The organism is Hyphococcus sp. D3-15 (assembly GCF_055809375.1).
The window spans coordinates 1,019,172-1,043,498 of record NZ_CM147910.1 but is presented as its reverse complement, the minus strand read 5'-3'; the positions used below and the strand labels follow the sequence as shown (position 1 = coordinate 1,043,498).

Genomic DNA, 24,327 nt, shown 5'->3' with positions numbered 1-24,327 from the left:
CATCGACTAACTTCATATTGACGATCGGGCGGGCCTCCATCACTATATCTTGTGTCAGCGGATGATGCTGGCGATTCACAGCAGATTTGGAAAGCCGCTCCGGATGCGGTCCCTTTTGGGCAATCCGGAGCATAGGTTTTTGCGCGCCTTTTCGGGGGCGAAAAGATTTAAGGACGGGGCAAGCATGTCGTTTTCAGAAGCCGCCAAGGACATGGAAAACACTCGGGAAAGCACACAGGACAACGCGGAAGCGGCGATTGCCGCGCCGCAGAAAAAGCCTGCGCCGGACGCTCCGAAGGATGCCAAGAAGCCCGCCCTGAAAGTGGTCCGCGACATCGTCGTCGATCGCTCCCGCGACGCCCTGCTCACCGATTTCGGCAAGACCACCATGGAGGACCGCTATCTCCTCCCCGGCGAGTCCTTTCAGGACATGTTCGCGCGGGTCGCGCGCACCTATGGCGACGACGCCGACCACGCCCAGCGCATCTATGACTATATCTCCAAGCTCTGGTTCATGCCGGCGACGCCGATCCTGTCCAATGGCGGCGCCAATCGCGGCCTGCCGATTTCCTGCTTCCTCAACGGCGTCAACGACTCGCTCGACGACATCGTCTCCACCTGGAACGAGAATGTGGCGCTGGCCTCCAATGGCGGCGGCATCGGCACCTATTGGGGCGGCGTGCGCTCCATCGGCGAGAAGGTGAAACATGCGGGCGCGACGTCGGGCATCATCCCGTTCATCCGCGTCATGGATTCGCTGACCCTCGCGATCTCCCAGGGCTCCCTGCGCCGCGGCTCGGCCGCCTGCTATCTCGACGTGCATCACCCGGAAATCGAGGAGTTCCTCGAAATCCGCAAACCGTCGGGCGATTTCAACCGCAAGTCGCTGAACCTGCATCACGGCGTCAACATCACCGACGCCTTCATGGAGGCGGTGGCCAATGACGAAGAGTTCGGCCTGAAATCGCCGAAGACCGGCGAAGTGCTGCGCACCGTCTCCGCGCGCAAGCTGTGGCAGAAGATCCTCGATGTGCGCCTCGCGACCGGCGAGCCCTATCTCTTGTTCTCCGACACGGTGAACCAGCAGATGGCCAAGCATCAGCGCGATCTCGGCCTTAAAGTCTCAACCTCCAATCTCTGCTCGGAGATCATGCTCCACACCGGCAAGGACCATCTTGGCGAAGAGCGCACCGCCGTGTGCTGCCTCTCCTCGATCAACGCCGAGAAATACACCGAGTGGAAGGACGAGCCGCAATTCATCGAAGACGTCATGCGCTTCCTCGACAATGTGCTGCAGGACTTTATCGACCGCGCCCCGCCGGCGATGGCGAAGGCGGTTTACTCCGCCCAGCGCGAACGCTCGGTCGGTCTTGGCCTGATGGGCTTCCACTCCTTCCTGCAGTCGATGAACATTCCGTTTGAAAGCGCCATGGCGAAGTCATGGAACACACGCCTGTTCAAACATATCCGCATGGGTGCGGATGCCGCCTCGGTGGCGCTGGCTGAAGAACGCGGCGCCTGCCCCGATGCGGAAGAGCGCGGTGTGAAGCAGCGTTTCAGCCACAAAATGGCGATCGCGCCGACCGCATCGATCTCGATCATTTGCGGCGGCTGTAGCCCTTGCATCGAGCCGATCCCGGCCAACGTCTTCACCCACAAAACCCTGTCGGGCTCCTTCACGGTGAAAAACGTGGCGCTGAAAGCCCTGCTCGAAGCCAAAGGTCAGGACACGGATGAAGTCTGGAACTCGATCCTCGAACATGAAGGCTCGGTCCAGCATCTTGATTGCCTGACCTCGGACGAGAAGGACGTGTTCAAGACCGCCTTCGAACTCGACCAGCGCTGGGTCATCGAGCTTGCCGCCGACCGCACGCCCTATATTTGCCAGGGCCAGTCGGTGAATGTCTTCCTGCCCGGCGATATCGACAAATGGGACCTCCACATGCTGCATTGGATGGCGTGGGAGAAGGGCTGCAAGTCGCTTTACTATTGCCGCTCGAAATCAATCCAGCGCGCCGGCTTCGCCAATGGCGAAAAAGCCGCCAATGATGCGGCCGCCGCTGACGCCGCCGCCGCCGACCCGATGGCCGCGATGATGAACGCCGCCGCGAAGACCGATTATGATGAGTGTTTGGCTTGTCAGTGAGGTAGAATGCAATCGACGCTTGATATGCTGGCTTCTATCTTGAACTTTGTCACGGCAATTATTGCCGTGAGCACCATTACGATTTTAAAAAAATCAAAATTTAGTCGACTAGGAATAACTCGCAATTGCAAAGTATTCAGCCTGAGTGTCGATGAGCGATAATTATCGCTCCTCTAAAGATTGAACTTATATTCAATAAAATACCGACTTAAATTCGCGCCATTGGGCGGAAATATGCCGACACAGCCCTATCCTTAAGGCGCAAAAAATTTGGATCAGGCGTTTTTATATCCGGATGGGTTCGTCCAAACATTCGATACTCTTTTTCACCCCCATAACGTGACTTATCTTTGCTAAAAGAACCCTGAGTATTCAAACTCTCCAAGTCGCTGAACCTATCAACATATGTAACGTAATCAGCCTGAATTAAAAATTTTACGTTATCACTGGCCAAAAGCTGCTTTCTCGCACGCTTAAGCATCTCTTTTTTAATCGACTTTCGAAGTTGCTTTAAAAAACCCTCAACATCCTCAACCATAAGGCAAAGATCATAGCCATCATCATTTTTCCATTTCTCATGAGCAGCCTCATTGTATTCGGTAGAAAGAGAAAATATAAATCCGTCAGGTTGCCTGAGTTCAAACTTCACCCCCTAGCCATCTTGAACTCCGCCCCTGGACAATTAACAAACCCAGCAGACAGCAAATTAGCTTGCAAAAAAGGGTTTTCCCAAAATTCGTGATGGGTGAGCTCTCTACGAGCAGAAAAAGTCTTCATGCCTTCGTAATCATCACCAAACCCATTCCCCTCCTCGTATGCCCGCCGGTAATACGACGCCCTTCCTAATTGCAAGCGCCCTTTTGAAACGTACTTCTCATAGATATCAAAACTACAGTATTTATAGAGGCGAGTTGGAAGGGTTTCTCGGCGAATGATTAATCTCTCTGTCATATTGTGATTATAGCAAGTAGGGCGGGTTGAGCGAAGCGATGCCCGCCATATTTTGTCGCCAGACGAAGCGGCGGGTTACGCTGCGCTAACCCGCCCCACAGGGTACCTCACCTAAAAATACTCTCCGCGATTGGCGCCGTCATAACGGCCAGAGCGCAAACAACACTTCTTGAAATCTGCGCCCGGCGCCTAAACTATCAAACACTATCTCCTCACCGCCTCCCCACGCTTTACGCGTGGGGCCCAGCTCCTGCTCTTTCACCATATTGCAACGGCGCGCAGGCTGACGGGCCTGGTGATAGACCCCACGGGCAAGCCGTGGGGAGGCGCATGTGGATCGGCACCGACATCCCCTCCCCGTTCTTCCCCGCGAAGGCGGGGACCCAGCTAAAGACATGACGCCGGGCGAAGCCCGGCTTTATTTGGGTTACTGGATCCCGGATCAAGTCCGGGATGAGGGGATGGAGACGCCGCATATACCCCCAAGCAATCAGGAGGATAAGCGTATATCGCCCAACGGCAAAAATCCTGCGCAGGCCTTCAACAGCCCACCGCCGATAGCCGCGCCCCCGGCGGAAAGAACAAGCCCGATGACAAGAAACAAGGGGACCGCCGCCAGCGCTTCCGCAGTACTGGTCGCTTCCTCGCCATTCACCGAAATGGTGTTTGGCGCAACAATCGCGGCCAGCAGCGTTAAAATACATATTGCGCACCACATGCATACGCCCGCCCAAAAGATGATTTTAAAAGTCGTACCGAAACTGAGTTTCGACACCGGTATTATCTGCTGTTCACTCACGTCGCCCTCCCGAATGCTGATGAAGGTCTAACGTAAGTGACGCACCCGTTGCTGACAATACTGCCCCCGCTTGACAACCATCCTTGCACGCCCTATCCCGCGCACCCTTGAAACCATCAGGAGACTGAACATGAGAGAACAGATGTTCTTTGCACCTCCGCCCTTCCGGCAGGAGCTCTGCCGATAGGCGGAGCGACCGGAAGGAAAGCCCGCAATGGCGGGCAATCCTTTCATCACCATCAAGATCAATCACGACGGATGAATTGCGTCCGGCGGCGGGATCGCCGTGCGCGTTTCTCGTCCCGCTCACCCCGGCGCAAGCCGGGGCCCAACTAAAAAAATTTATGTCGGGCAAAGCCCGGCTCTTTGTTTGACTGGATCCCGGCTTTCGCCGGGATGAGCGGCGGGGTTTATCCGTCATCGGATGAAAGCATGAGCCATGTATATCCGTTTCGTCACGCCACAGCGCGCGGACGATGCGCGGGGCGTTCCGGCCGGCCTCTTCCGTGCGGACTACCCCCGCGCGCCGTGGTGGATCGACCGCGCCATCCGCGCGGAATATCGCTGGTTCAACGACAATCTTCGCGTTCCGAACCGCTTCGGCGTCGTCACGCGGAAGTCGAACCGGCGCTATGACGGCGTTTGCTGGTTCCGCGACGATGCGCGGGACTGCATCCGCCACGCCTATGCCTTGTCGGCCTTGCTGAACGAGGCGGGCGTTCCGGTGACGCGGCTCATCACCGACGCGCCGGGTGATATCGTCTATCGCGACGCGCATCAGATCGTCGCCATGCCGTCTCGCCGCCTGCATTGACCGCAGGCGGCGGGCGGCGCCCTCAACTCTCGCGCAGATAGCCCCATGTGTGGAGCCGGTCGGAATCCTCATACCAGCGGTCGCCAATATCGTCGCGGAAATACATATTGGGGATGAGGATGCTCTGGATGCGGCCATAAGCCTGTTTTTGCGCCTCGCGCATGGTCGAACCGATCCCGGAGACCACAAGCGCGAGACCGGCGCCGCCGGTCACCAGCCATTCATCATTGACGCGCTTGACGTCATGAATATGCACGCCCTCGCTCAACGGTTTTTTGAACACGATCGCCGCGTTTTTCGAATAGCTCTCAAAGGTTTCCTTGTCCTTGAACGGATAAGGCGGCACGACAAGGCGCACCCCGACCTGAAAGCCTTTCTTCGCCTTGAATTTCGGATCGCCGCCGGAGGCCATCTGGTAGAAAAAATCCGCCAGCGGGATGCCGAGCCCGTCGGACTGGATCTGAATTGTCGGATAGCCGAAACGCGACGTGAATTCGAGCGGGTAAATCCCCTGCCCGTTCACGATGCAGTTAATGTCGATATAACCCACATAACCTTCCTCGGCGAGGCGCGGCGCCATCTTGGCCAGGGTCTCGCGATAGAGCCGGTTGGGGCCGCTCCAGAACATGAAAGTGCCCATCTCGCCGGTGGCAGGGCCGACATTGCCGGGCAGGAGTTTCTTGTGTTCGAAATTGATGTTGATCGGGTCCATGAATTCGCGGCCGTTGAAAAAGCCGCCAACCGCGACCTCAACCCCGGTCACCCGGTTCTGAAGCTGGAAAATCTTGATCGTGTCCGCCCAGACGCGCTTATAGGCTTCGAGCACGCGGACCACGTCCGATCCGTCCTCCTCCACGCCGACAAACAACAGGCGCTTGATGTTCTGCGCCTCGCCGGAAGGCTTGATCACATAGCGGCGCGGATTCGATTTCACATGGGAGATCGCTTCGTCGAAATCGTTAAACTCCTTATAAGGAAGAATGCCGATGCCGGCTTTCTTCATCTCGTCCTGACCGAAGGAGCGGTCATCCTCGAGCCGGTCTGAATAGGCCGTGCCGCCGATCACCAGCTTGCCCTTGGCGCGCAGCGCGGCGGCCTTTTCGCCCTGGCCCAGCACATCGTCAAAAACGATGACGTCGGCCCAATCCACATGGGGCTCCCACGCATCGACCTTGGCCACGAAGCCGTCGCCAATATCGGCCTCGGCCTTGTTCTCGATGTAATAGCGCACCTCGTGACCTTCACGCGAGATGCGCCAGGCGCAATCCACATGCAAACCATCAAGGGAGATGAAGAGAAATTTATGTCGGACTGGAGTGTTCATGCGCGCCTTGTAAGGGGAGTTGGGGGGAATGTGTACGCTCCGCATGGCGCCTTCGGCGAAACCACAGCGGATGCGTCGCCCGGGCGGATCGCCAGCGAGCGGGTTCGATTATACACCCAAATCACCGGGCGAGAATGAAATTTTATGTGAGAATTTTATTCCGGTCCCGCTTGTCCGTCATTTTGTCGAAAGCGGTCCGAACAAGGAGGAACGGCGCGACGGTCGCGCACCAACCTCAGCGCGCGCGGCCCGCCGGGCCGCGGCGCAAAGGCGTATGAACGAGGGCTATGCGGCCTCTTTGATCTCGACGAGGGTCAGGCCGAAATGCAGGTCTTCGCCGGCGAGCGGATGATTGCCGTCAGCGGTGACCGCCGCCTCGCCCACTTCAACGATGACCAGATTGACGGTCGAGCCGTCCTGGGCGCGCGCGGACAAAGACATGCCCGGCTGCGGCGCCTGCTCTGCGGGGAGTTGCTCAAGCGGGATCTGCACCACCATTTCCTGGCGGCGCGGGCCGAAGGCCTTGTCGGAAGGAATGGTGATCGCCTGCTCGGCGCCGACTTCCATGCCGTCAAGCGCGGCTTCGATTTCCGGGAAAATTTCCGCCTTGCCGATAGTCAGGGTCTGCGGGCCGGCTTGCTCGGTGCCGCCGACAACCCGGCCGTCGCCGGTGCGAACTGTGTATGCGATGGCGACGAGGTCGCCTTTCTTTGCGGTCGCCATGGTGTGTTCCTTTTATCTTGCCGGGCCTTATCGCCGGAATTGGGCGCCCGTTCATCGCGCCGCCGTCACGCCGCGCGCCGCCAGTAATGGCGGCAAGGGCACGAGGTGAAAAGCGCGTCCATAACCGGCGCATCTCGCCGGTCCAACCGCTGACAGACCTCGCAAACCCGGCCCGCCCCGTCAACCGCTGGGGGCCGCCCGGCGTAAAAACCGCCGCTGCGTCGGGCGCAGCGGCGACGATGGCTCAACTGGCAGACTTAGTATGAGGTTCCCTCCTCGGTCTTCCATGTCGCTTCCCGTCCGGCGATCTTGCCGCGCTTGGGCTGGGCGCAGTCGCTGCCGGTTTCGCCGCTGCGCAGATTTGTCCAGTCCTTGCAGCGATAGGACACCTCGACCCGGCGATCCTCACCGGTTGGCCGGATCTGCGCGTCATAAAGGGTGTAGCGCACGCCGCCATCCTCGATCTCGAAAGCTTCGAAGGACCGGCCCCGCGCGGGTTTTGTGGACCGGGCGGCTTCCCGCGCCGCTTGCACCGCAGGCAGCAACAGGCCCACAGCCTCCGGCTCGTCCTCGGTGGTGAGATAAAGCGTCCGGTCACCGCTCCATTCGGCGGATTTCGCCTCGCCATCGACGCCGTCGAATTTGATATAGGCGGCGGCGTTGGCGGATGCAGCGAAGCTTATGGCGACAGCGATGGCGCCCAGGCAGATGGTTAGTTTCTTCATTGGGTCTCTCCCCTTTTTCTCGGCGCCCCCAGCGCCTCGTGTGGGAGAGATAACCCGGCCAGCGCCCCGCGCCCTATGACGTGCGTCACAGGGAGGCGGCTTTTCCGGGCCGCACAATCTAGGCTTTCTTCAGCACATAGGTCTTGAGGAAATGCTTGGCCCAATAGGCGGGGAGTTCCGTTACGGCAGCGGTCATCCATTTCACTGAATTCATCTCTACCGGCAGCCCAAAGTCTTCTATCTCAGCGTCCGAGACGATCCGGGGCAAGCGATTGAACTTGATGGTGGAGTGACTTTCCCCGCTATCCGTCAACCAGACGGCCGCGCGAAATGGCAAGGGCGCCAAGGGCTGGCCGCGCTTTTCGAAGAACTCGACAACAGGCCGGTGCGACCCAAGGATAAACGTCAGAAACTCCTCATCGGTCTTGTCGAAAATTTCCGACTCCGAAGAGCGGGGCGTAAGCGACGGATCGATAAAAGGTTCGATCAGCTTCATATTGAGGATGACACTGGTGCCGCAAAAAGAGTTGAAGTCGTCGAGATCGCCGATGACCGCCCCCCCATCGCGATACATCAACCCCTTATCCACATACCAGCCATTGCAGCCGCTGTTTTCGCTGCAAAAAGCGACAAGGTCACGATGCACAAAATCATCAGCATCGGCGATCATGATATACTCAGCGCCATATTCGCGGGCCTTCATGATGCCCGCGAGAATCTTCACGCCCTTGTCGCGCCGCACGGCTTCGATTGACACGCTTCCAGCCCGTCCCTCGCCGGGCGGCGGGAAGTCGACGACGTGATACTCTACATTTGGATGGCTTTCGCAATTTTGCGGCGCCTGGCAGCACACGACAATATAACGGTATTGATCGCTCGTCGAATTCGTAACGGACGCCGCCGTATGCTTCAGCAACTCCTCGACTCGCGAATAAGAATGAGCGTTGTTGGGGTGTCTTACCGGCGAAACAAAGACGAACATTGTTGCTAGAACCCATCTGGCTATTGCCTGTGCGCGGCGAACCTGTTTCATTTTTCTAGCCCGGTCAAGGAACTGGCGGAATCAGCGCAGCGTTAACAATACTCAGGAGCTCCCATGAATCGTTTGACCCTCGCCGCTGGCCTTGCCGGATTTCTCGCCGTCGCACTCGGCGCCTTTGGCGCGCACGGACTGGAAGCGATACTAACTGGCGAAGCAAAAGCATGGTGGGAGACCGCCACCCTTTACGCGCTGACCCATGCGGTCGCCGCGCTGGCCCTGTCAGTGTCGGGGCAGACCCGATTCATCCGTGGAGGTTGGGCGTTCATTGTCGGCGCTGCGTTGTTCTCTGGGTCGCTATACGCCATGGCGCTCGGCGCGCCGCGCATGCTCGGCATGGTAACCCCGCTTGGCGGACTTGGGTTTCTGTGCGGCTGGGCGTTGATCATCATCGCTGCAATCAAGAGTCCGCAAAAGGAAGCTGAGATGGCGCGTCTGTTCGGATTGGGCCGCAACCCAAGAACCTTTGAGTTCAAATGCGACTGCTGCGGCGAGATTCATCGCGGCAGTCCGTCTTTCGCTTATCACAAGCCAGTCTATTATTTTGACGTGCCGGAAGAGGAACACGGCGCACAGATCACCATTACTGATGATTTATTCCGCTTTCAGCCCGCCGAAGCCGAAAGCGAGCCAATCTACGCCATCCGGTGCATTCTGGAGATTCCGATTCATGGCGCGACAGAACCATTCTTGTGGGGCGTGTGGGCGACCCAGTCACAAGAAAATTTTGAGCGTTACCGCGAGACCTTTCATGAAGATCAATCCGGCATGGGCAGCTTCGGCTGGCTGGCGGTCACCATGCCTGCCTACTCGCGCACTCCGCCTGGCGAGCCCTTTGAACATCTGAAATGCGACGTCCGCTGGCAGGGCCTAAAGAACGGCAAGACCCAGCGGCCGCTGCTCGTTCTTCATAAGAGTGATCATGCGCTCTATGCTGATCAACAGAACGGTATTTCATGGGACCGTGCGATAAAAATCGCCCGGGATTTTATGCACCCGGACCAGCCCTAACGGCGCGATTTCAGGAACAGGCTCGACGCGCCCAAAATGGACGTCAGGGCAATAAACCCGAACAAGATAATCTCAATAATTCCCATCGTTCTCTCTCCCCAGACAAATCGATGCCTGTCTAGTGGGGTCCCGTATTGCGGTGGAAATAGGGCGTCGGGGCGCCAAGACAAGGGAGTTTCGCCTCACAAGCGATCACACGACCGTGCGATGCGGCAAGCCGCCTGTCCGGCGGCGCTATTTTGTGCCGGGCTCCATGGCCTTGATGATCACGCGGCCGAGATCTGCAAAGATGAGGACAATGCCGCAAGCCGCGCCGCGATGGATGGTTGCGGTCATTTCGTAGCCGCTCCAGATGAACAGCCCCAGCCCGGCCATGATGGCGAACCGGGCGATTATCGTGGCGGTGAAATTGATGGTTTTCACCGTCAGGCGCTTTTTGCGCTGATCCGGCGTTTCCTCGATGCCGCGCGGCCGGATGCGGGAAAGATCGGGCGCCACCATTCGGCGCGGCTCTGAAGCGACCGTGTCTTCAACAGCCTCAACGGCGCCGACCCCGCCGCCGGCGATGGCGGCAAGACGCTCCGCGCTTATTCTCGGCGCCGGCGCTTGTTTCTTTGCGAAGGCCATCGGTCTCTCCCCGGCAGGGCGGCAAGCGATGAGTGTCGCCGCGCACGGTTGAGAGCCCCTAAAAGCGGGACGGACAATTTTACGAACTTGCAGGACGCCTCCAAAAGAAAACGGGCGGCCCGAAGGCCGCCCGCTTCCATGTCGTTTCAACGCGTCCGGCGTTAGAAAGATTTTTTGACCGAAACGCCATAGGTGCGCGGCGCCACAACGTAACCAGAAAAGCTGCCCGTTTGCGCAACAGTCGGAAACGCCGTGATCAGCGCATCATCATCATTGAGGTTACGGCCCCAAATATTGACGCTAAAGCCGCTTTCAAGTTCGAAAATAAGGTTTGCATTGAGGGTGCTGACCTTGCGTACCGGCGAAAGGTCGTTGCCGAAATCGAAGAGCTTGGTTTCGCTTTCGTAGAGATATTCTACCCGTCCTGTCAGCGTGTTACCGTTGCCCATTTCATGGGTGTAGGACGCGGCCGTGGTCACGCTGACCGGATGAATGCCCGAAGGCCGGGACCCGGAAGCGTCAAAGCTGTTCACACCCGCAGGGGCGCAGGCAGCGATAATGTCTGCCTCGATAAGCGGTGCCACGCCTGCAGAGGGGCAAGGGGCGCCGATATAGGATTTATATTCCGGGTCCAGATAGGTTAGACCAAGAGTAATATTGAGCGGATCGACAGGTGAGAAAGACGCATCGACCTCAAAGCCGCGGACCGTCTGTTCACCCGCATTCGCCAGAACAAAACCCGTGCCGACAAATGTGTTGGACTGGAAACCTTGAACCGACTGATCAAACAGCGCGAGGTTGATGAAGCCGCGGTCAAAATTGGCCTTCAGGCCGACTTCAAAAAGCCGAACGCTCTCTGGGCCGGCAAAACGACCGCCATATTGCCCATTCGTGCCGAGAACCGGCGGTTGTCCATCCTGCGAAAGATTGATGGCGCTGGCTTTGAAGCCAGTGCTGTAGCTGAAATACGTGTTCAGCGTATCATTCAGCTCATATGCGAGCCGCGCTGTGAAGTTGAAGTCATCATCGACCGAGAACCCGTCATCGCTTCCAGTGATGCCTGAATCACGAATCGCGCCCATTTGCGGGAACGGCGTTTGCACAGGGACGAACTGAAGCGGCGCGAGAGCTAGGAACCCCAGCAAGGGGTTCAGCGTTGGGTCCCCTGCCAGCGCGCCCTGGGCGCCAGCCACTGCGCCAGAGCGAAGAGCCGCGAAAGTCATCGGGTCTGACCCTGCAAGTGTCGCCGCTGCAGTCAAAAACGGCGTCGGATTCGCGGGATCAAACGGCGTCCCAATCAGCCCGCCGAAAATATTCGCCGCAACAAAGGCGCCGCCGGAGGTCTGGAATTGCGTGAGATCGAAATTCTCAAACGGCTCTGTCAGCACTGTATTGCCAACACCGATTTTACGGTCGTTTACGTAGGACACGCCGCCAGTCAGGGTCAGGCGGTCCGTAATTTCCCAATCCGTCTGGAAAAACAGCGAATAGGAGCGGTTGTCGAGTGAGTAATCGCCCGTGAACCCGGTGCCCTCAGCGAAGGAACTGCCGAAGGCGAGCGCATCCGCGCCGCCAACCGGCATGAATTCAGGAAACAGCGCCGTCGGCCCTGTCGTTAACCCCTGAGCGAGTTGCGACGTACCTTCAACAGTAAGAAAGTTTATGCCCGCAAGACCGCCCAGCAATGCGTCGCCAAAATCGCGGAACTCAGAATTGAATGTGGTCTGCTGGAAAAACGACACATCCTCTTGAAAGAGGAATCCGCCGGCCAGCCAGTTAAATCGGCCGATCCCGGTTTCCGTCGATCCGGCAAGACGCAATTCCTGCGTGAAGGTCTGCAAGCTCAATGTCTGCGGCTGCTGCGCGATATCGGCTGTCGTAAAATCAACGTCAGTCTGGTTAGCATCATCTTGTTCGCGGTAGCTGGTGATTGACGTCAGGACGCCAAAGCCCAAATCCCAGTCGCCCTGAAGCGAAATGCCCTTGCCTTCCAGTTCGTTGTAAGGATCGGTATTGACGGCGACGAGGCGCGCATCCGGATCGCCGGCAGGGGCGATTGTTCTCCCTAGACCACCCAGCGACACCGGCGCGAAAATCGCAGCGGATCCGGAGTTATCAAGCTGAACGGCACCGCAGCAGACTTCGTCGATCCGGTTGAAGTCAGCAATAGCGCGGAAAGAGAGATTCTCGGCCGGCTCCCACAGGAGTTGGCCGCGAATCGCCCAGCGGTCGCGCTCGTTCAGATTGTCATTGCCGTTTGCGAGGTTGGTGTATGAGCCGTCGCGATTGTTTGTGCTGCCGGAAATTCGAAAAGCCAGCGTTTCGGAAAGCGGGCCTGAAAGAGTGCCCCTGAAGCGAACAGCGCCTAGATTGCCAGCGGTCGCCTCGACGGAGCCTTCCCAATCATAGCTCGGCGCTTTCGTAGTCAGGCTAATGGCGCCGACGGACACGTTTTTGCCAAACAGAGTCGATTGCGGGCCACGCAGAACTTCAACGCGCTCAAGCGTCGGCAAATCCAAAAGCGCAGATGCCGAACGAGAGCGAAAAACGCCATCGACGAAAACGCCAACAGAAGATTCAATACCGGGGTTGTTAGCGCCGTTGCCGAAACCGCGAATAACAAAATTCGTTTGCGACGCATTTTGCTGCTGCGTAACGCGCAACGATGAAACAGAAGACTGAAGGTCAATCAAGTCCTGTATCTGTGCATCTTCGATGATCTTCGCATCGACAACAGTTACAGCTAACGGCACTTCCTGAAGCGTTTGCGGTCTTTTGGTCGCGGTCACGACAATTTGGTCAGACTGCGCCGCGGCGCCGCCTACGGCGACGGCGGCAAGTGCGACACCCGTCAAGAGGCGCGCAGCATACACTTGTAGCGTGGAATCTTTATTCATCATCCTAACCCCTAATCATGCCCCTCCCTGTAAAAGGGGCGTTTTTTGGTCCCGGCTGTTTACGCCCGCCGAGCCTGAAGTTATTTGTCACTCACCGTCATGACGGCGTCCAGTAGCCGATGTAGCGCCCAACTGCGCTACGTTCGATGGCGTTACAAATTTACAACAAACACTTGCAGCGCCATGTTGCATCGCAACACAGATATCTGTCCGAGAATAAAGGTGCCCCCAAACTCTCAACAAAGCCTTAAGTATGTTTGCGCGCGCAATGCGTCCGCCGCCGGGCAAAACAAAACCAGCTTGTGGTCAGTTCCAAATGCCGGGTTTTTTCACAACGAACGGCGGCGGCCGGCGCGGCCGCTCCGTTTGCAGGCGCCTTTACGGGCGCCTCGACAACGCCGAAATCAAGAAAGAATGGTGGGCGCGACTGGGATTGAACCAGTGACCCCTACGGTGTGAACGTAGTGCTCTCCCGCTGAGCTACGCGCCCTTACGCCACGATCCGAAAGCTCCGGATGCGACGGGGAGCGCCGTTCATAGCCAATCGCGCGGCGCCGTCAAGCGACCCGTTTGCGGGTTTTCGGGGCGGGCGCCGATTTTTCCTCGCCAGCGGGCTGGTCTTCAATCGGCGTCTGGCCCTGCGCCTTTGGCGCGGGCGCTGTCTGGAGGCGGGCGGCGGGAAGCACAAAGATCGCGCGCGTGCCCTCGCCCAGCCTGGAATCGATCCGGAAAGAGCCGCCATGGGCGTCAGCGATAACTTTTACCAATGGCAGGCCGAGACCAAGCCCTTCGCGCGAGCGCCGCATGGACATGTCCAGCAGCGCGAAGGGCGCGGTAAGGTCGTTCAGGCTTTCCGCCTTCACGCCGGGCCCATTGTCTTTAACCATGATGGCGAGATCGCCTTTGCCGGTGACCGCCGCGCCAATCGTGATTTCAACGCCGCGCGGCGAGAACTTCACCGCATTGTCAATCAGTTTGCGGATGGCGCGAGAGACCAGCGCGCGGTCGCAACAAATTTCGAAATCCCGTGAACAGATTTTCAGGACGGTTCTCGCCTCGGCGAGCTGCAGCGGCTTTTCCACGCCGGTAATCGCATCATCCACCAGCACGCCCAGCGTCACATCGGCCTCATTGAGGGTGATTGGCCCCGAGCGGGCGTCTGAGGCCAGCAACATGTCTGATACGGAGTTCAGGAGACGCCTTCCGCCATCGACAATATAATCGGCGTATTCACGATGGAGATTGTCGTTCTCTTTGGAAAACTGGTCGGCGATAATCTGTCCGAAGCCGATAATCGCATTTAACGGCGTTCTCAGCTCATGACTCATCACGGACATCAGGCTGTCCTTGAACTTCGCGCCGGCTTCCGCCTGGTCGCGCGCAATGCGCAGCTCCCTGCGGTCATCATGGGCGCGCAGGACGAATTTCACCGCATGATGAAATAACGACCAGTTCATCGGCTTTGCGAGGAATGATGTGGCGCCCGCCGCAAAGGCGCGGTCCACCGCATCGCCGCGATCGCTCGCGGTGATCACCATGACCGGCGTGTCGCCGAGCTTGGCGTCCCGGCGGATCGCCTCGGTGAGTTCGAAACCGCTCATCACCGGCATGTCGAGATCGGAGATGACAAGGTCAGCGCCGCTCTTTTTCAGGATGGTCAGCGCCTCAGCGCCATTGCCGGCCGTATAGACGCGATAGCCCGCCTCAAGCAGCTTTGCGCTTGCGAGCTCGCGCATGATCGCGTCATCATCTGCGAGTATGACTGTCCTAACGGCGTCCACGACTGTCCGGCTCTCCCTATGCCGATTTTACCGCCCGGCCCATAGGGCGCGGTCGGCGCGGCAATTTACGCAAAATTATCTTAACAGGCGATTGCCGGACAAAATCTCCGGCAGAAATTAATTTTCAAACAATTGAGCGGAAGATCGCCCTTCCCGCATGCCGCGGGACGCAGGCTGGGCATGTCAAAACGCACGCAAACCTTACGAGGACGGTTAACATCGCTGGTCATCGTCGCCATTTTCGGCGCGGTGGTGATCGCCACCGCGTCCTCCGTCTGGCGCGAGACGGCGCAGTTCGGCGCGGGCAAGCGCACCGAACTTTACGCTTCGGCGCATGTGCTCGCCAGCGCGGTCTCTGAACCTGTTTCCTTGAAGGACAAAGCCGCGACGCTGAATGCGCTGCGTGCTGTTTCCTATCTGCCAAGCATCGAACATGTTCGCATCGATGCGGAAAACGGCGCGATGTTCGTCGAGCTCGGCAGCACCGACGAATTCAACTCGCCCGCCACCAGCCTGTTTCAGGAGAATTCGCCGCTTTCCATGCTGGCGTCCGGCAGCGTGTCTGCAAGCGTCCCGATCTTGCATGATGGCGAGCCGATCGCATCGCTGACCTTGCACGCCAGTACCGGCTCGCTTTGGGAGCGCATCGGCACCCTCGTCTATGACGCCCTGGTCGCTGCAGTTTTCGCCGGCGGCATCGGCATGCTGATCGCGATGAAAATGCAGCGCGCGATCACCGACCCAATTCAAAGCCTCGGCCGCGCCATGGGCCGGGTGCGTGAATCCGGTGACTTCAGCGTGCGCGCCGAACCGGTGGAAGATGAAGAGATCAATCAACTTGTCGACACGTTCAATACAATGCTGGACCATATTCAGGAGCGTGACAGCAAGCTGAAAACTCATCAGCGTAATCTTGAAAAAACCGTCGAGCTCAGGACCCGCGAAATGCGCGCCGCCAAGGACGCCGCGGAAGCTGCAAATATTGCGAAAACAGATTTCCTCGCCACGATGAGCCATGAAATCCGCACGCCGATGAACGGCATGCTGGCGATGGCGGATCTATTAAGCAAAGCGCGACTGGCGCCGCGCCACAAGCGCTACGCAGAGGTGATCGCCAAATCCGGACAAAGCCTGCTCGCCATTATCAACGACATTCTCGACTTTTCAAAAATCGAAGCCGGCAAGCTGGAGCTTGAAAAAATACCGGTGCGGCCGGCTGATATTATCGACGACGTGGTCAGCCTGTTCTGGGAACGCGCGGCGTCAAAGCATATCGACCTCGCGGCCTATGTCGCGGCGAACACGCCGGAAGAAATTGAAGGCGATCCCGTGCGGATCAGCCAGATCCTGTCCAACTTGGTCAACAACGCGTTGAAATTCACCGACCACGGCCATGTGGTTGTCGGCGTGTCTTTAAAATCCGGCGGCGAGGAAGGTGAAGACTGCACGCTCGAATTTTCGGTTTCCGACACCGGCGTCGGCATTGAAAAAGACAAGCAGGCGGCGATCTTCGAAGCGTTCTCACAAGCAGACCAGACCACCACACGCAGATATGGCGGCACCGGGCTTGGCCTTGCGATTTCCCGCAGGCTGGTCGAGGCGATGCATGGGGAAATCGGCCTGAAAAGCCGCCCCGGCAAAGGGTCACGGTTTTTCTTCAATACAAAATCGAAACTGCTCGCGCGCACAAAACCCATTCTACAGGTCAAGGAAGAAAAGCGCGCGGTCATCGCGATCGAAGGCGATGCAACGCCGAAAATGCTGGCGCTGTATTTGCGCGAAACCGGCATCATCCCGCATATTGTGGAACAGGGCGGGTCGCTTGGCGCGCATATCGCCTATGCGGACATGATCTTCGCCTCGCCCGCCTTTTATCAGGTCTATCAGAAAACAATCAGCGCAGATCAGTCACAATGGGTGCCTGCGCGCATTTGCATTTGCGAACTTGGCGATGCGGCGCCGGACGCCCTGGTCGAAAGCGGCGTTGTCGAAGATATTCTTCTCGCGCCGCTTTCCCGCCGCGAAGTCGTGGACCAGGTCAGCCGCATTCTCGACGGCAAACTCCGCGGCAAGGCGGCGTTGGTGACGACAGAATCCGCAACAGCCAATCGGGTTTTCTTCCGCGGCCAGCGCGTCCTCGCCGCCGATGACAGCGCCGTTAATCGCGAAGTGGTGAAAGAAGCACTGGCGCGCCTCGACTTGACCGCGACGCTCGCCAATGACGGCCGCGAGGCCTTGGCGCTGGTGAAGAGCGAGCAATTCGACCTGATCTTGATGGATTGCTCCATGCCGGAAATGGACGGCTTTGAAGCGACGCAGGCTATCCGCGCGCTGGAGGCTCGGACCGGTCGCCCGCGGGTTCCCGTCATCGCGCTGACCGCGCATGTGGCCGGCGACGAAGAAACCTGGCGCAGCGCCGGCATGGATGACTATCTGACCAAACCCTACACATTGGACAGCCTGTCTGCGGTCATCGCCAAATATCTTCCGGCGGAGAAAGGCCCGCGCGCGCAATCCGGTGTCACGGCGGACAACCTGGCGGAACAGGTCACAAGCGACGCCGACGAAAACAGCGTATTCGACCGCCAGGTGCTCGAGCAAATTGCGGCCATGCAAAGCGGCGACGGGAACCTTCCCCTGCGCGCGCTTTCAATGTTTGAAGAGCACTCGCGCACCGCCATACGAACGCTTGCCGGCACATTGAAGAAAGGCGATCAAAAAGAAATCGCCAGCGCCGCCCACGCGCTAAAATCCATGAGCGTCAATGTCGGCGCCCGCCGCCTTGGCGCGGCGTGTTCCGCTATTGAGGCGGAAGCCCGCTCGGGCGCAAGCAAAGCGACGCTCAGCGCTCTATGCAAACAGGCGGCGACCGAATTCCGCGAAGCGCATGCAGCGCTTCCCGCCATCATGCAGGATTTCCGTAGAACGGCGGCGTGATTTGTTAATGCACGCGGATCGACACCCGCACGCAGCCAATAACCGTCACCGCCGGCGTGACAGCGTAAGATGGGTGGCCGCTTTCACTTGAATAAGGTTCCAGACGCACGGCGCCGCTGTCGCGCGCCGGGTTGGCGCGCCAGCGCCGCAGCAACAGGGAATCATCCACCAAAGCAAGACAGAAATCGCCATCGTCTGGCGCGCGGTCCTCGTAATCGACGATGACAAGCGTGTCCGGCAGGAAAGCGAGATTCACTGCCGGATCGCTGATGAAGACCGCGAATAATTTCGCAGGACCGAGCGTCACCGGAATATAATCTTCCGCCATGACATGCGGGTCAGCGCGCGCGTCACGAGAGAACAGGGCCGCTGCGCGAAGAGAGATCACCGGCACATGGCGCACCGGGCGGCGGATATAGGCGGCGGCGGCGTGCTTGTCGCTTTCCGCCGATGAGCGGTCGCCAGCAGCCAGCCAGTCAAGCGGCGCCTCCAGCGCGTCAGCGAGCTTGGCGAGGGTGAGCCGCCTCGGATCATGAACGCCGCTTTCCCAATTGGCGATCGCCGGCTGACTGACGCCAATGCGCCTGGCGAGGTCAGTCTGACTGAGGCCGCGAGTTTTTCGTGCTTGCTTGATGCGCTCGCCGATGGAGCGAGCGGCCGCTGTTTGCGTGACTTCCATATGCCCTCGGTGTTTATAAGTTACCCTTATATTATTTGTCCTATTTGCGCCATATAATTTCGCAGCTCAGGCAGAAAACGCATAAAATTCGCCTTAAGTCGTGAAAAACTCACATTTTCTTGAAAATCAGAGCGGGTACAAAAATTACCACGAAGGCTTGAAAAAATCAGCTTCTCTTATATATTTCGCTTGTGGAAACGTCCCAGCATAGATCGGGGTAAAATAATGAATGAAATGTGCGATCGCGACGGCGCTGGCCGTCTCGCAGCGAAAATTCAAGATTTCTGGAACAAGCGCGGCTTCGATGTCGTGGTTGAAATGAAGGACGAAGGATTCTGTTTCAACCATGCGTTCCGCGCGCACCGATGTTCGTTCGAACATGGTCAACGGCATGCCGACAAAGATGGCAGGCGCCGAAGCCAGCTAATCAATCAGCGTTTTTTCGATCAGCGGCGCAACTTCACGGTAGCTTGAAAAGACCGCCGCCTGATCGGAAAGCGTTATTGGCCCATAGCCAAAATCAGCAATAAAGCAGGGAAGATTCGCGGCCCGCGCCGCGCGTATGTCCGTGTCGCTGTCGCCGAAAAACACCGCGCGCGCAGCGCCGGTTTTTTCCAGGCATAGTCTTACGGGCGCAGGATCAGGCTTGGCCGCAATGGTCGTGTCAGCGCCGACAATCACATCAAACAGCTCAGAATACCCCAGCGTCTCAATCAGCAGGCGGGCCATGGCCTCGCGCTTGTTGGTGCAGATCGCCGCCCGTGCGCCGCGCGCCAAAAACCCTTCTATCATCTCAATCACATGATCGAAGGGCCGCGAATGCGCCGCAATGTTGTCCGCATAATAATCGAGGAAAGCGACCATCGCTTCATCCAGCTCGGCCTCATTCGCCTCACGGCCCGCGCTGAGAAGGAAGCCGCGCATCAGCATGCGCCGCGCGCCGTGCCCGACCAGATGGCGCACCTCACTGACGGGCACAGCCTCAAGCCCAGCGGCGGCGAGGGCGTGATTCATGGATGCGGCAAGGTCGTCGACCGTGTCCACCAATGTCCCGTCAAGATCGAAAATCAGCGCCGATCCGCGCAAATCCTCCGCCATAACCCTGCCTGTTTTGCTCACTACGCCATTCCGGCGCAGAATCGCGCCAATTCCTTAAGCTCGGGGCATAGGCCGCTTCGCCCTCAATGTGATAGACGAACCGCGCAGATAAGCCCGCTTTTGGAAATTGAAAGCCCGATCATGACAGACCACAAGACCGCCGCCGTGATTCTCGCAGCCGGCCAGGGCACGCGCATGAAATCCGCGCTCCCCAAGGTCATGCATGAAATCGGCGGCCGGGCCATGATCGCCCATGTGATCGATGCGGCGGCGGCGCTCTCTCCAGAGCGGATGGCGGTGGTCATCGGCGAACACTCGCCGCAGGCGGGTGATTTCGCGAAATCTCTTCGTCCCGATATCAAGATCGCCATTCAGGCGCCGCCGCAAGGCACCGCCCATGCAGTGTTGCAGGCCCTGCCCGCGCTGGATGGATTTTCCGGCGCCGTTCTCGTGCTCTATGCCGATACGCCGCTGGTGACGCCGCAAACCTTGACCGCGCTCGCCGGCGAGATCGCCAATGGCGCCGCTGTCGCTGTCCTCGGCTTTACGCCAGGCGAGCCCGGCGCTTATGGCCGGTTGAAACTCGACAAAAAAGGCGCGCTCGCCGCTATTGTCGAAGCGAAGGACGCCTCGCCTGAGGAACTGGAAATTACGCTCTGCAATTCCGGCGTCATGGCGATTGATTGCGGCTTCCTTCAGGCGCGCCTGAAAGACATCGACAACAAAAACGCGAAGAATGAATATTACCTCACCGACATTGTCGCGCTGGCCCGCGCCGACGGCAAAAGCTGCGCGGTCATCGAGGCCGGCGCCGATGAGGTGCTGGGCGTGAACTCACGCATCGAATTGGCGGAAGCCGAAGCCGTATTCCAGAACCGCATGCGCAAAGCTGCAATGGAAAACGGCGCTACGCTCGCCGACCCTTCGACGGTCTATTTTTCTTACGACACCAAACTCGGCAAGGATGTCACGATTGGCCAGCATGTGGTGTTCGGGCCGGGCGTCGGGGTCGCTGATAATGCCGAGATCAAGCCATTTTCTCATCTTGAAGGCGCGTCGGTCGCCAGCGGCGCGAGCGCGGGGCCGTTCGCCCGGTTGCGTCCGGGCGCGGAATTGAAGACCGGCGCAAAAGTCGGGAATTTCGTCGAGATCAAAAAAGCCGTACTCGGCGACGGCGCGAAGGTAAGCCACCTGACCTATATTGGCGACGCGGATGTCGGCGCCGGCGCGAATATCGGCGCGGGAACCATCACCTGCAATTATGACGGATACGGAAAATTCAAGACCGTCATCGGCAAGGGCGCCTTTATCGGGTCAAACTCGTCGCTCGTCGCGCCGGTGAAAATCGGCGCCGGCGCCTATGTGGGTTCCGGCTCAGTTGTCACCAGCGATGTGGCCGCGGGCGACCTCGCCGTCGCGCGCGCGCGCCAGACCGCCATCAAAGGATGGGCGGCGAGATTTCACGCCAGCCATCAAAGCAAGAAAAACTAGGAAGTCACACATGGACAAGGAAGCCGGCAAGCGTCTCGCCGCCGAAGAAGCCGCCAAACATATCGAGCGCGGCATGACACTGGGGCTTGGCACCGGGTCCACCGCCGCCCATTTCGTCGATATTGTCGGCCGCCTGGTTTCTGAAGGCTGGGACCTGCGCGGCGTGCCCACTTCCGAAGCGACGCGCGCGCAGGCCGAACGGCTCGGCGTGGAAATCATCGAACCTGATGAAACCACGATCATCGACCTCGCGGTCGACGGCGCCGACGAAGCGGACCCGGCTTTCAACCTGATCAAGGGCGGCGGCGCGGCGCTGTTGCGCGAGAAAGTCATCGCCTATGCGGCCAGGAAATTCATCGTCATCGCCGACAAATCAAAACGCGTCGCCGCGCTTGGCGCGTTCCCATTGCCGGTTGAAATTTCACCTTTCAGTTGGGCGCTCACCGTCGCCGCCATGCGACGGACGCTCGCCGATCATGGATACGCCAATCCGGCATTGGAAGTGCGCGCCCGCGACGGCGACGCCGTGAAAACCGATGGCGGCAATCTGATCATCGATTGCAGGCTCGGCCGCATCGAGAACCCGGCAGAGCTCGAGGCAGCTTTCGCCGCCATTCCCGGCGTGCTGGAAAGCGGGTTATTCTGCGGCATGACCGATTTGGTGATCTATGGCGATGAAGATGGCGTCAGCATTGAAGGCGCGTGAGCGCGGGTTTGACTTCCTCGTCGCCTTTGCCTCCGCCATCCCGCCACGCTACCGTTCCGCGCGTTAAACCGGATTGATCATGGACAAGACCCGCTTTGAAAAACTGCAGGACGCCATAAAAGCGTATGGCGCGGCGGCCTTTGAAAATCTCCTGCGCTGCAAAGGGTTTGGCGAAGCGGTGATTACCGGCCTGCCGGACTATCTCGGCTGCAACGCCGAAAGCGTGACCGCCGTGCCGCCCGAAGGGCCCTTCGATCCACGCAAGGATTATGGCGAGGAAGCGTTCAGCTATCGCCGCCGCGTAGTGATTGCGCTTGAACCGGTGCATTTCGGCCTGGCGCTGACCGTTCATAATTTTGAAGATTCAGGATCGCTTTGGCTGCGCACCGCCCTGTCGGTGGAAGTCACCGGCGACAGCTTTGACGTCTTTGTCGCGCAACAGCCGATCATTCGCATCCCGCTCGACTATGAGGGCAAGCTCGAGCCGGTATTTGAAGCGATATATCGCGAATTTTTGAACACGTTTCAGCTCGAAGTGCTGGAATTCAATGATAAGCGTTTTGAAACCCGCATTGGCTTCATTCCAGAGAAGTAAGGCTTTCCATGTCCAACTATGATTATGACCTGTTCACCATCGGCGCCGGTTCCGGCGGCGTGCGCGCCTCGCGGCTGGCGGCCAGCTATGGCGCCAAGGTCGGCGTGGCGGAGGAATTTCGCGTCGGCGGCACTTGCGTCATTCGCGGCTGCGTGCCGAAAAAATATCTCGTTTACGCAAGCGAGTATGGTCACGACTTTCAAAACGCCAAAGGCTATGGCTGGACGGCTGACAATGTTTCCTTCGACTGGTCGACGCTGATCGCCAATAAGGACGCCGAGATTGATCGCCTCAATGGAATCTATATCCGCAATCTGAAAAACGCAGGCGCCGATATTTTCCAGTCGCGCGCGACCATCAAAGACGCCCACACGATCCATCTAGAAGCAGAAGGCCGCGACGTCACCGCCGAACGCATTCTGGTCGCTGTCGGCGGCGCGCCCTGGGTCGATGAAAAAGTGCCGGGACATGAACTAGGCATCACCTCCAACGAAGCATTCCATCTGGAGACATTGCCGAAGCACGTCGTCGTCGCCGGCGGCGGCTATATCGCCATCGAATTCGCCTGCATCTTTAAAGGCCTCGGCGCCGATGTCTGCCTCGTCTATCGCGGCGAAGACATCCTTCGCTATTTCGACGCCGATGTGTCGACGCAGGTTCACAAGGAACTGCAACGCCAGGGCATCCGCGTCATCACGCAAGCGGTGTTCGACAAAATCGAAAAACTGGATGGCGACCAGAAGCGGGTCCACTTGTCGACGGGTGTCCATATCGACACTGATTGCGTGTTCTGGGCCGTGGGCCGCAAGCCGGTGACAACGGGATTGGGCCTTGAAAACGCCGGCGTTGAAACCGACAAGAACGGCGCCATCAAAGTCAACGAGCAGTCTCAGTCCACCGCCCCAAGCATTTTTGCTGTCGGCGACGTGACAGACCGCGTGAACCTTACGCCGGTCGCCATCCGCGAAGGCGCCGCTTTTGCGGAAACATTCTACAACAACAATCCGACATCCACTGATTACCGGTTCATTCCAAAAGCCGTGTTCTCACAGCCGCCGGTGGGTTCCGTCGGCTATGCCGAACATGAAGCCCGTCACGAGTTCAAGAATATCGACATCTACAAAACCGAGTTCCGGTCGATGAAACATATTCTGACCGAGTCGGGCGAACGGGTGTTGATGAAGCTCGTTGTCGACGGTGACACGGACCGCGTGCTTGGCTGTCATATTGTCGGCGAGGAAGCGGCGGAAATGATTCAGTGCGTCGCGATCGCGGTGAAGGCGGGCCTCACCAAGAAGGACTTTGACGATACGGTTGCGCTGCATCCGACTATCGCCGAGGAACTGGTGACGTTGAAAACGAAATACGTGCCGACAACCTCAGACGCGCCTTAACGGCCCGCCCGCGCCTAGCGGCATTCCGCCTTGGCGCGGTCAAGCGCGGCCGACACGCCGCGCAGGGAAATCACATAGCTGGTCGCCGTGCCGCGCTGGGAGACGGCGCTGATCCGCATATCGGCGCCCTGGCGCATGGCGCGGATGAGGCGCTGTTCTTCCGACCCGGATTCGATGAAGGCCTCGTTTTCCGAGGTGTACATGTCCCACTTGTCTGAGCCGATCCGGAGCGTCGGCTCCGGCTTGGTGTTCATGGCGTAGCCCGTCATCAGGCTGGGCTGCTCCTTCGCGGCGCCGGATTTCCAGCTGGCGATGAGGAAAAACACGTCCCCATGATTGACCGATTTCGGCGATTTGTCGGACGCCTCGGTCGCCGCAAAGCAGATTTTATCCCCATCCACTTCCCGCACGAAAACGGACCAGTCCCGGAAGGTCGCCTTGGCTTCAGGCTGCTGCGCGGCCGCGCCAAGCGGGGCCAGGCAGGCGACGAGGCCGGAAATGGCGGCGAGAACAACGGATAAGGACGGACGAGGCATGAAAACGAAGCTCCCTGAAGCGGACTGGAACGGGTTCAATAACGGGTTTTCAGT

The 24,327-nt window shown here is 58.7% G+C and carries 21 protein-coding genes and 1 tRNA gene; 9 read left to right on the top strand and 13 right to left on the bottom strand.

Annotation, left to right across the window (positions count from 1 at the left end):
• Positions 1-184: 184 nt before the first annotated feature.
• Positions 185-2,146 (top strand): ribonucleoside-diphosphate reductase subunit alpha, encoded by a 1,962-nt coding sequence (locus AC0L8G_RS05340; RefSeq protein ID WP_473387426.1) that lies wholly within the window; start codon positions 185-187, stop codon positions 2,144-2,146.
• A 208-nt stretch (positions 2,147-2,354) separates the two neighbouring features.
• Here AC0L8G_RS05340 and AC0L8G_RS05335 read toward each other — a convergent pair whose 3' ends face one another.
• Positions 2,355-2,795: a hypothetical protein gene (locus AC0L8G_RS05335; RefSeq protein ID WP_473387425.1), complete on the bottom strand. Its 441-nt coding sequence runs from the start codon at positions 2,793-2,795 to the stop codon at positions 2,355-2,357.
• A gap of 697 nt (positions 2,796-3,492) precedes the next feature.
• On the opposite strand from AC0L8G_RS05335, the gene AC0L8G_RS05330 reads away from it, so the two are divergent.
• Both AC0L8G_RS05330 and AC0L8G_RS05325 read left to right on the top strand, forming a co-directional pair.
• Entirely contained in the window at positions 3,493-3,927 is a 435-nt protein-coding gene (locus AC0L8G_RS05330; protein ID WP_473387424.1) for a hypothetical protein, read from the top strand.
• A 408-nt stretch (positions 3,928-4,335) separates the two neighbouring features.
• Entirely contained in the window at positions 4,336-4,710 is a 375-nt protein-coding gene (locus tag AC0L8G_RS05325; protein ID WP_473387423.1) for a hypothetical protein, read from the top strand.
• A 22-nt stretch (positions 4,711-4,732) separates the two neighbouring features.
• Here AC0L8G_RS05325 and AC0L8G_RS05320 read toward each other — a convergent pair whose 3' ends face one another.
• From AC0L8G_RS05320 to AC0L8G_RS05305, 4 genes are all read right to left on the bottom strand, one after another.
• A complete protein-coding gene (locus AC0L8G_RS05320) occupies positions 4,733-6,034 on the bottom strand; it encodes a phosphoribosylglycinamide synthetase C domain-containing protein (RefSeq protein ID WP_473387422.1) in 1,302 nt (433 codons plus the stop codon).
• A gap of 285 nt (positions 6,035-6,319) precedes the next feature.
• Positions 6,320-6,757 (bottom strand): FKBP-type peptidyl-prolyl cis-trans isomerase, encoded by a 438-nt coding sequence (locus AC0L8G_RS05315; RefSeq protein WP_473387420.1) that lies wholly within the window; start codon positions 6,755-6,757, stop codon positions 6,320-6,322.
• Between the two features lie 257 nt (positions 6,758-7,014).
• Positions 7,015-7,482 carry a hypothetical protein gene (locus AC0L8G_RS05310; RefSeq protein WP_473387418.1) on the bottom strand — a complete coding sequence of 156 codons (468 nt, stop codon included), beginning with the start codon at positions 7,480-7,482 and terminating at the stop codon, positions 7,015-7,017.
• A 118-nt stretch (positions 7,483-7,600) separates the two neighbouring features.
• Positions 7,601-8,464 (bottom strand): glycosyltransferase family A protein, encoded by an 864-nt coding sequence (locus tag AC0L8G_RS05305; protein ID WP_473387416.1) that lies wholly within the window; start codon positions 8,462-8,464, stop codon positions 7,601-7,603.
• A gap of 114 nt (positions 8,465-8,578) precedes the next feature.
• Here AC0L8G_RS05305 and AC0L8G_RS05300 point away from each other — a divergent pair, with 114 nt between their 5' ends.
• Positions 8,579-9,532, top strand: coding sequence for a DUF2199 domain-containing protein (locus AC0L8G_RS05300; RefSeq protein ID WP_473387414.1), 954 nt, complete (start codon positions 8,579-8,581; stop codon positions 9,530-9,532).
• A gap of 234 nt (positions 9,533-9,766) precedes the next feature.
• Here AC0L8G_RS05300 and AC0L8G_RS05295 read toward each other — a convergent pair whose 3' ends face one another.
• From AC0L8G_RS05295 to AC0L8G_RS05280, 4 genes are all read right to left on the bottom strand, one after another.
• The gene (locus AC0L8G_RS05295; RefSeq protein WP_473387413.1) at positions 9,767-10,159 is read right to left on the bottom strand and encodes a hypothetical protein; all 393 of its coding nucleotides are present in this window, start codon (positions 10,157-10,159) and stop codon (positions 9,767-9,769) included.
• A 161-nt stretch (positions 10,160-10,320) separates the two neighbouring features.
• A complete protein-coding gene (locus tag AC0L8G_RS05290) occupies positions 10,321-13,059 on the bottom strand; it encodes a TonB-dependent receptor (protein ID WP_473387411.1) in 2,739 nt (912 codons plus the stop codon).
• A gap of 412 nt (positions 13,060-13,471) precedes the next feature.
• Positions 13,472-13,546, bottom strand: a tRNA-Val gene (locus AC0L8G_RS05285).
• A gap of 67 nt (positions 13,547-13,613) precedes the next feature.
• Positions 13,614-14,837, bottom strand: a complete 1,224-nt coding sequence (locus tag AC0L8G_RS05280; RefSeq protein ID WP_473387410.1) for an ATP-binding response regulator — start codon at positions 14,835-14,837, stop codon at positions 13,614-13,616.
• A 180-nt stretch (positions 14,838-15,017) separates the two neighbouring features.
• Between AC0L8G_RS05280 and AC0L8G_RS05275 the strand changes: the two genes are divergently transcribed.
• Positions 15,018-17,774 carry an ATP-binding protein gene (locus tag AC0L8G_RS05275; RefSeq protein WP_473387409.1) on the top strand — a complete coding sequence of 919 codons (2,757 nt, stop codon included), beginning with the start codon at positions 15,018-15,020 and terminating at the stop codon, positions 17,772-17,774.
• A 4-nt stretch (positions 17,775-17,778) separates the two neighbouring features.
• Here the strand turns inward: AC0L8G_RS05275 and AC0L8G_RS05270 are convergent, their stop codons facing one another.
• The 3 genes from AC0L8G_RS05270 to AC0L8G_RS05260 all read right to left on the bottom strand — a co-directional run bounded on the left by AC0L8G_RS05270 (position 17,779) and on the right by AC0L8G_RS05260 (position 19,572).
• A complete protein-coding gene (locus AC0L8G_RS05270) occupies positions 17,779-18,453 on the bottom strand; it encodes a helix-turn-helix domain-containing protein (protein ID WP_473387407.1) in 675 nt (224 codons plus the stop codon).
• 144 nt (positions 18,454-18,597) lie between these two features.
• The gene (locus tag AC0L8G_RS05265; protein WP_473387406.1) at positions 18,598-18,834 is read right to left on the bottom strand and encodes a hypothetical protein; all 237 of its coding nucleotides are present in this window, start codon (positions 18,832-18,834) and stop codon (positions 18,598-18,600) included.
• A gap of 42 nt (positions 18,835-18,876) precedes the next feature.
• Positions 18,877-19,572: an HAD-IA family hydrolase gene (locus AC0L8G_RS05260; RefSeq protein ID WP_473387405.1), complete on the bottom strand. Its 696-nt coding sequence runs from the start codon at positions 19,570-19,572 to the stop codon at positions 18,877-18,879.
• A 120-nt stretch (positions 19,573-19,692) separates the two neighbouring features.
• Between AC0L8G_RS05260 and glmU the strand changes: the two genes are divergently transcribed.
• The 4 genes from glmU to gor all read left to right on the top strand — a co-directional run bounded on the left by glmU (position 19,693) and on the right by gor (position 23,737).
• Positions 19,693-21,042, top strand: a complete 1,350-nt coding sequence (gene glmU, locus AC0L8G_RS05255) for a bifunctional UDP-N-acetylglucosamine diphosphorylase/glucosamine-1-phosphate N-acetyltransferase GlmU (protein ID WP_473387404.1) — start codon at positions 19,693-19,695, stop codon at positions 21,040-21,042.
• 10 nt (positions 21,043-21,052) lie between these two features.
• Positions 21,053-21,748, top strand: a complete 696-nt coding sequence (gene rpiA / locus AC0L8G_RS05250) for a ribose-5-phosphate isomerase RpiA (protein ID WP_473387403.1) — start codon at positions 21,053-21,055, stop codon at positions 21,746-21,748.
• A gap of 79 nt (positions 21,749-21,827) precedes the next feature.
• On the top strand, positions 21,828-22,343 hold the full coding sequence (locus AC0L8G_RS05245) for a hypothetical protein (protein WP_473387401.1): 516 nt from the start codon (positions 21,828-21,830) through the stop codon (positions 22,341-22,343).
• Between the two features lie 8 nt (positions 22,344-22,351).
• On the top strand, positions 22,352-23,737 hold the full coding sequence (gene gor, locus AC0L8G_RS05240) for a glutathione-disulfide reductase (RefSeq protein WP_473387399.1): 1,386 nt from the start codon (positions 22,352-22,354) through the stop codon (positions 23,735-23,737).
• Between the two features lie 14 nt (positions 23,738-23,751).
• Here the strand turns inward: gor and AC0L8G_RS05235 are convergent, their stop codons facing one another.
• A complete protein-coding gene (locus tag AC0L8G_RS05235; protein WP_473387396.1) occupies positions 23,752-24,273 on the bottom strand; it encodes an invasion associated locus B family protein in 522 nt (173 codons plus the stop codon).
• Positions 24,274-24,327: the final 54 nt, after the last annotated feature.